This is a genomic window from Microbacterium sp. (assembly GCF_031988965.1).
GTDB lineage: Bacteria > Actinomycetota > Actinomycetes > Actinomycetales > Microbacteriaceae > Microbacterium.
Genome location: NZ_DALZXX010000076.1, coordinates 6,450 through 14,153 on the forward strand (window position 1 = coordinate 6,450; position 7,704 = coordinate 14,153).

The 7,704-nt window shown below is 68.8% G+C and carries 6 protein-coding genes; 5 read left to right on the plus strand and 1 reads right to left on the minus strand.

What is annotated here, in order from left to right:
• Positions 1-44: 44 nt before the first annotated feature.
• A complete protein-coding gene (locus RTM68_RS12290) occupies positions 45-2,321 on the minus strand; it encodes an alpha-galactosidase (protein WP_312171286.1) in 2,277 nt (758 codons plus the stop codon).
• Positions 2,322-2,484: 163 nt separating this feature from the next.
• On the opposite strand from RTM68_RS12290, the gene RTM68_RS12295 reads away from it, so the two are divergent.
• From RTM68_RS12295 to RTM68_RS12315, 5 genes are all read left to right on the plus strand, one after another.
• Positions 2,485-4,188 (plus strand): ABC transporter substrate-binding protein, encoded by a 1,704-nt coding sequence (locus RTM68_RS12295; RefSeq protein WP_312171288.1) that lies wholly within the window; start codon positions 2,485-2,487, stop codon positions 4,186-4,188.
• Between the two features lie 52 nt (positions 4,189-4,240).
• On the plus strand, positions 4,241-5,230 hold the full coding sequence (locus RTM68_RS12300) for an ABC transporter permease (RefSeq protein ID WP_194762651.1): 990 nt from the start codon (positions 4,241-4,243) through the stop codon (positions 5,228-5,230).
• Between the two features lie 61 nt (positions 5,231-5,291).
• A complete protein-coding gene (locus RTM68_RS12305) occupies positions 5,292-6,314 on the plus strand; it encodes an ABC transporter permease (RefSeq protein WP_194762652.1) in 1,023 nt (340 codons plus the stop codon).
• On the plus strand, positions 6,311-7,201 hold the full coding sequence (locus RTM68_RS12310; RefSeq protein WP_312171291.1) for an ABC transporter ATP-binding protein: 891 nt from the start codon (positions 6,311-6,313) through the stop codon (positions 7,199-7,201). Before RTM68_RS12305 ends, RTM68_RS12310 begins: the two co-directional genes overlap by 4 nt.
• On the plus strand, positions 7,198-7,704 hold a 507-nt coding region (locus tag RTM68_RS12315; RefSeq protein ID WP_312171294.1), incomplete at its 3' end, for an ATP-binding cassette domain-containing protein. The genes RTM68_RS12310 and RTM68_RS12315, both read left to right, overlap by 4 nt.

Sequence of the window (7,704 nt, forward strand, 5' to 3'; positions counted from 1 at the left end):
GACGAGCGATCGGCCGGGCGATTCTCATGCGTCCGGGGTGGGTGTCACGCGCGCACGAGGTGCAGGACGACAGCCTGCGCGGGCCAGAACGGGGGGATCTGCACCCCGACCGTGCCGAGCACGGCCCCCGACAGGGTCACGCCCCCGGACTTCAACCACTCGGGCGTCGCGAAGCCGTGCGGCGCCGCGCCGATCTCGTCGCGGACCCTGAGGCGGTACCGAGCGTCGGGGTCGAGTCCGTGCAGGCGGATGCGCTCGGGCAGCGAATCCTCGAGCGTGGCGACGCTCGCGATCGTGAACACGGCCTCGGCACGGTCGACGCTCACGGCGCCGACGACCCGAAGCGCAGGGTCGCGGACGTCGGCGTGCACGGCGGTACCGGTGTGGATCGTCGTGCGGAGCTCCTTGTAGAGCGCCGCCCACCGACGCAGGACCTCGACCTCGTCGGGGGTGCACTCGGCGATGTTCCACTCGAATCCTGCGGATCCCATCAGGCTCGTCGCGAGGCGGAACGCGAGCGACGTCGTGCGCCCCGAGGAGTGCGCGGTCGTCGGGCCGACGTGTCCTCCCACCAGCTCGGGAGCGAGCAGCAGCTGGGTCCAGCGCTGGATGTCCTGACGCTCGATCGGATCGTTCGAGTCGCTCGCCCACACGCGGTCGGCGACGCTCAGGACGCCGAGGTCACTGCGGGCGCCGCCGGACGAGCACGACTCGATCTCGAGCCCCGGATGCCGGGACTTGAGCTCGGCGATCATGCGGTACGTCGCGAGGGTCTGAGCGTGTGTGCCCGGTGCGCCCGCGTGCTCCGCCTCGACCAGATCGCGGTTGTGATCCCACTTGATGAAGTCGATGCCGAGTTCCGTCACCAGCGCGTCGATGCGCCCGAAGATGTGGTCGTAGACCTCGGGCCGCGCGATGTCGAGCACGTACTGCGACCGCCACGACAGTCGCGCCGGGGTCGGGAGGTGATCGGCGGGATGCAGCAGCCAGTCGGGATGCTCGCGGGCGAGGTCGGAATCGAGGTTGATCATCTCGGGCTCGAACCAGAGGCCGAACTCCATGCCGAGATCGTGCACGTGGTCGGCGAGCGGGGCGAGCCCGTCGGGCCAGACCGCGCGGTCGACGATCCAGTCCCCGAGGCCGCTGCGGTCATGGCGACGACCGAGGAACCAGCCGTCGTCGAGCACGAAGCGCTCGACGCCGACGTGTGCCGCGAGGTCGGCGAGCGTCTGCAGGAACGCCGGATCGTGATCGAAGTACACGGCCTCCCAGGTGTTCAGCACGAGCGGGCGCGGACGGATCGGATGCTGAGGGCGGGCGCGCTGGTACCGGTGGAATCGCTCGGACAGACCGTCGAGGCCGGCACCCGACCAGGCGAAGTATGCGGTGGGGGTCGTGTAGGTCTCGCCCTGTCGCAGGGTGACCTCGCCCGTGCGCAGGAGCTCGCCCGCACCCAGGACGTCGACCGAATCGGGCAGTCGATCGTTGCGGTAGGTGACGTCGGCGCTCCAGCCCAGGTGCACGCCCCAGAGCTCGCCGGCACGGTCGCGGGGAGCGTCGATCGACACGAGGTAGAGCATCGGGGAGTCGTGCCCACCCCGGCCTCGCCGCGTCTGCCGCACGGTCGAACCGCGCGGGACGGCGCTCGTGTGCGGCGCCTTCTCGCGGGTCCACCGGCCCGAGAACGAGGTCAGGTGGTCGACGGCCTTGGGGGTGGGAAGCGTCGCCTCGAGCCAGCCGACGGAGAGGGCGCCGGTGGAGCCGCCGTTGTCGTCGTGCTCGTCGGGCGCGGTCGAGGTCAGGGAGTGCTCCACCGTGACGACTCCGCCGACCTGCATCGCGATGGTCGACTCGAGCCGCATGCCGTTGCGGGTGTCGTCGGCGACGATCGAGAGCACGTGCCCCTCGTCGTCGGCGATGCACTCGACCCGATCCCATCGGGGATGCACGGGGAATCCGCGACGGGAGACGGCGAGCCCCGGGCGGCCGGCCCATCCGTCACGGTCCATCGGCAGGATCGAGGCCTGCCAGGCGGCGTCGAGATCTCCCGACGAATGCTGACGGCTGACCGCCGTGGCGAGATCGACGAGCTCGTCGGCCGTCGGGGACCCGAGGTCGGCGCCCCAGAACAGCACCTGAGGCAGGGCGGCGGTCGCGGCATCCGACGCATCGCCGGCGGAGTTCTCGACGAGCAGGGAGACCCCATCGCGACGCAGATGGGTGAATCGCGCAGCGTCGGTGCTGTCGAGACGCAGCGCGTCGGTGCGGTCGTGGCGCGCAGCATCGTCGCTGTGCGCGGGAGGAAGTGCGAGGTCGGTCATGGTGCCCTTTCGCGGCTGAGTGCGTTCGGAGAGCTTCTCGGAAAACGCTTGACGGACATAGTTTAGCTAAGTAACAATGGGGCCGGAAGGTGAGATTCCTCGATCACCACCACACAGTCGGCGCCGACAGCTCTCAGCGGACGCGCCTGAGAAAGGACCAACGATGTTCCGCAGAAAGCACCACGTACGACCGTCCGCGCGGCTCTGGATCGCGGGCGCCGCGGCCGCCGCCACCGCCGCAGTCCTGCTGTCGGGATGCGCGCCCGCGGGAGGGGGATCGTCCTCGTCGTCGAGTGCCGACACCCTCGTCGCCTACACCGGCCAGTCCGGCGACTACCAGATCAACTTCAACCCGTACTCGCCCTCGCAGATCGGCGGCATCGGCACGATCTACGAATCGCTCTTCTTCGTCACGAACGTGAACAACGACCCCTACGTGCCGCTGCTCGGCACCGAGTACACGTGGAACGACGACGGCACGCAGCTGACCGTGGCGATCCGCGACGGCGTCACCTGGTCAGACGGCGAGGCCTTCACCGCGAAGGACGTGGCCTACACGTTCCAGATGATGCTCGACACGCCCTCGCTGAACAACGGCGGATTCGACGGCACGGTCGAGGCCGTCGACGACACCCAGGTCGTGTTCACCTGGGACTACCCGGCGTTCGTGAGCGGCCCGACGATCCTCGGCCGCACGCCGATCGTGCCCGAGCACATCTGGTCGGGGATCGACCCCACCACCGACGTCATGGCCGAGCCGGTCGGCACCGGACCGTACACGCTGGGCAACTTCAAGCCCCAGGCGTTCACGCTCGAGTCGAACCCGGACTACTGGGACGGCGAGCCCGCGGTGAAGGCCGTGCGATATCTGTCGCTGTCGGGCAACACCGCGGGTGCCGACGCGCTGAAGGCCGGCACGATCGACTGGCAGACCGGCCCCGTTCCCGACATCCAGAACGTGTCGACGACCTACCCGGGCTACGACGCGATCACGATCCCGCAGAACCAGGTGGCCCTGCTCACCTGCTCGAGCGCCGAGCTCGGCTGCACGGGGCCGCAGACCGACCCCGCTGTGCGACAGGCGGTCTACGCGGCGCTGAACCGCGACCAGATCAACTCGCTGGCCTTCCAGAACACCGCCAGCGAGATCTCGCCGACGTTCGCGCTCACCACCACGCAGAAGGACCTGATCTCGGCCGCGGTGACCGAGCCCGTCGCGCCGGGCACGCCGGACGCCGAGGCGGCCGCCGAGATCCTCGAGGCCGCCGGCTGGGCGAAGGGGGCAGACGGCATCTACGCCCGCGACGGCGAGTCGCTCGCGCTGACCGTCGAGGTCGTGACCGGGTGGACCGACTACATCACGGCCATCGACACGATGGCCCAGCAGCTCAAGGCCGCGGGCATCGAGCTGAAGGTCTCGCAGTCGTCGTGGAACGAGTGGACCGACAAGAAGGGCAAGGGCACCTACCAGCTGGCGATCGACTCGCTCGGGCAGGGCGCGGCATCCGACCCCTACTTCCTCTACGACAAGTACTTCAACACCGAGTTCACGGCCCCGGTCGGCGAGGTCGCCCCGCAGAACGTCGCGCGCTTCAGCGATCCCGAGGTCGACGCCGCGCTCGCCGTGCTCAAGGCGACCGACCCGGCCGACACCGCCGCACGCCAGGCGCAGTTCGACATCATCCAGGCCGAGATCGTCACGTCGATGCCGTACATCCCGGTGCTGACCGGCGGCACGACGAGCGAGTTCCACGCCGACAAGTTCACGGGCTGGCCGACGCTCGACGACCTCTACGCCTTCCCGGCGATCTGGGCGTCGCCGGACAACGCGCAGATCTTCAAGTCGCTGACGCCGACGGGGGAGTGAGAGTGATCGCCGCCGCGAAGGATCCCGTGGGCCGGGACGGAGGACGGACGCCGTGAACTACGTCGTACGCAAGCTGGGGTTCTACCTCGTGGCCCTCTGGGCCGCGCTGACCCTGAACTTCCTCATCCCCAGGCTGCTGCCCGGAAATCCGGTCGACATCCTGCTCGCGAAGCTGCAGCAGCGGGGTGGCATCGTCACCCCCGCGACCCGCGAGGCCTACGAGCTCCTTCTCGGCGGCGACTCCGACCAGCCGCTGCTCCTGCAGTACTGGAACTACCTGGTCAACGTCTTCCGCGGCGACCTGGGCGTCTCGGTGAGCTACTTCCCGACACCCGTGACCGAGGTGATCAGCACCTCGCTGCCGTGGACGATCGTCCTCGTCGGGGTGGCGACCGTGCTCGCCGCCGTGATCGGTGTCACCCTCGGCGCGATCGTGGGGTGGAAGCCGGGCACCTGGCTGGACTCGCTGGTGCCGGCCACCACCCTGCTCGCCGCCGTGCCGTACTTCTGGCTGGCGCTGATCCTGGTCTACTTCTTCGCCTCGACGCTCAAGATGTTCCCGTCGCAGGGCGGATACGACGTCGTGCTCGATCCCGGGTTCAGCTGGGAGTTCATCGCCTCCGCGATCCAGTACGGGTTCCTTCCCGCGCTCACGATCGTCATCGCGTCGGTGGGCGGCTGGCTGCTCGGCATGCGCAACATGATGGTGTCGACGCTGTCGGAGGACTACATCGTGACGGCGCAGGCGAAGGGGCTCACACCCGGCCGCATCCTGCGCAGCTACGCGGCCCGCAACGCGGTGCTGCCGTCGATCGCCGGGTTCGCGATCTCGCTCGGCTTCGTCGTGTCGGGGTCCATCGTCACCGAGCAGGTGTTCTCGTACCCGGGCATCGGATCGAAGCTGCTCTCGGCCGTCACCAACAACGACTACGCACTGATGCAGGGCCTGTTCCTGTTCATCACCCTCGCCGTGCTCGGCGCCAACCTGATCGTCGACCTGTTCTACGGCCTCATCGATCCGCGCACCCGGGTGAACGCATGAGCCGCGCGACGACGACCGCGGATCCCGCATCCACGCTTCACCCCTCGGAAGGATTCGGCGCATGACGAACCTCTCACCTCGGACCGAGCCCACCGTCGCCGACTCGACGATGACCCTCGCGACCGCCCGAGCGGAGCGGGGCAAGCCGCCGCGCTCCGCCTGGCGGATGATGCTCCCGACGATGACGCCGTGGCTCGCCTTCGGCCTGATCCTGATCGGCGGCATCACCCTTTTCGGCGTCATCGGCCCGTTCTTCGTGCAGGACCCGACGACCATCCGTGACACGGGGCTGCAGCCGCCGAGTGCGGAGCACATCCTCGGAACCACGCAGACCGGGCAGGACGTGTTCGCGCAGCTCGCCTACGCGACGGCCGGATCTCTGCAGATCGGCCTGATCGTCGGCGTGCTGGCGACGCTGCTCTCGGCGTTCTTCGGCATCCTGGGCGCGTACATCGGCGGCTTCGCCGACGAGGCCTTCTCGCTGTTCTCGAACGTGTTCCTCGTGATCCCGGGTCTGCCGCTCGTGATCGTGATCTCGGGCTTCGTCCCGCAGGAGCAGCGTGGTCTGTGGACCATCGCGGTCGTTCTCGCGATCACGGGGTGGGCGGCGTCCAGCCGTGTGCTCCGTGCGCAGACGCTCTCGATCCGCAACCGCGACTACGTCGCGGCATCCCGGGTCGCGGGCGAGAAGGCCGGGCGCGTGATCGCCGTCGAGATCCTGCCGAATCTGCTCCCCGTGCTCGCCTCGCAGTTCGTGTTCGCGGTCATCGCGGCGATCCTCGGAGAGGCGGGGCTCTCGTTCCTCGGTCTCGGCGCCTCGAACTCGTCGACCCTGGGCACCATGCTGTTCTACGCGCAGAACGGCTTCGCCCTGTCGCTCGGTGCCTGGTGGTGGTTCGTGCCGCCGGGGCTCATCATCGCCCTGTTCGGCATGGGGCTGTCGCTCGTCAACTTCTCGATCGACGAGATCATCAACCCCAAGCTCAAGAACGTGCGGCTGCACCGTCGCCGCGCGAAAATCGCGGCCCGCGAAGAGCGCGCCCTCGCCGCGCGCGAGAACCGCGAGAGAAAGGCCCTGGCATGACCCTCACCGAAGCTCCCCCTCGCCGCTCCGAGCGCGACGCCGTCATCAGCATCGACGACCTCTCGGTCGTCTACGAGGTCGAGACCCCGGTCACGGCGGTGAAGAACGCGAGTCTGACGCTCGCTCCCGGTGAGATCCTCGGACTCGCGGGGGAATCCGGATGCGGAAAGACGACGCTCGCCTATGCGATCAACCGGCTGCACAAGCCGCCGGCACGCATCGCGTCGGGAACCATCACGTTCCACGACCGGGACGGGTCGGACCTCGACCTGATGGCCCTGGAGGACGACGAGCTCCGGGCCTTCCGCTGGACCAAGCTGTCGATGGTCTTCCAGGGTGCGATGAACGCGCTCAATCCCGTCACGACGATCAAGGCGCAGCTGTGCGACGTGCTGCTGACCCACCGGCCCGAGCTGTCGAAGCGGCAGCGCGTCGAGCGGGCGGGCGACGTGCTCGAACGCGTCGGCGTCGATCGTGCGCGGCTGCAGTCGTATCCGCACGAGCTGTCGGGCGGAATGCGCCAGCGCGTGATGATCGCGATGGCGATGCTGCTCGAGCCCCAGGTCATGATCATGGACGAGCCGACCACGGCACTCGACGTCGTGGTGCAGCGCGACATCCTGCGCGAGATCGTGCGGTTGCGCGACGAGCTCGACTTCGCCGTCATCTTCATCACGCACGACCTTCCGCTGCTGCTGGAGATCAGCGACCGCATCGCGATCATGCTGCGCGGCGAGATCGTCGAGCTCGGCACCGCGGAGCGCATCTACCGCGAACCCGAGCACGAGTACACGCGACAGCTGCTGTCGTCGTTCCCGAGTCTGAGCGGATCGCGTGGAGCATTCATCCGAACCGGCGACGACGAAGGACAGGGGGACTACCGATGACCACGATCCGCGTGTCCGAGCTGACGAAGGACTACACGATCAAGAAGGGGCTCCGCCGCAGCGCATTCCGCGCGGTCGACGGGGTCTCGTTCGAACTGGTCCCCGGGCGCACGGTCGCCCTCGTGGGCGAGTCGGGGTCGGGCAAGTCGACGATCGCGCGCATCCTCTCTCGTCTCGAGAAGCCGACGGGGGGACTCATCGAGGTGACCAGGGACGACGGCACCCCGGTGCCGCGTGCGCTCTACCGCCGGCACGTGCAGATGGTCTTCCAGGACCCGTTCGCCTCGCTCAACCCGTTCCACACGATCGAGCACCACGTCGCCCGGCCCATCCGCATCCATCACCCCGATCGCAACGCGCGGGCCGTGCACGACAAGGTCGTCTCGATGCTCGAGCGGGTGAACCTGCACCCCGCGGCGGAGGTGGCGGCGCGGCGGCCGCACGAGCTGTCGGGCGGACAGCGGCAGCGCGTCGCGATCGCCCGCGCCCTGGCGCCCGGCGCC

What these genes read in the sequence shown, in the direction of transcription:
- RTM68_RS12290 (WP_312171286.1), bottom strand. Translation starts at nt 2,321, where the DNA reads ATGACCGACCTCGCACTTCCTCCCGCGCACAGCGACGATGCTGCGCGC.
- RTM68_RS12295 (WP_312171288.1), top strand. Translation starts at nt 2,485, where the DNA reads ATGTTCCGCAGAAAGCACCACGTACGACCGTCCGCGCGGCTCTGGATC.
- RTM68_RS12305 (WP_194762652.1), top strand. Translation starts at nt 5,292, where the DNA reads ATGACGAACCTCTCACCTCGGACCGAGCCCACCGTCGCCGACTCGACG.
- RTM68_RS12310 (WP_312171291.1), top strand. Translation starts at nt 6,311, where the DNA reads ATGACCCTCACCGAAGCTCCCCCTCGCCGCTCCGAGCGCGACGCCGTC.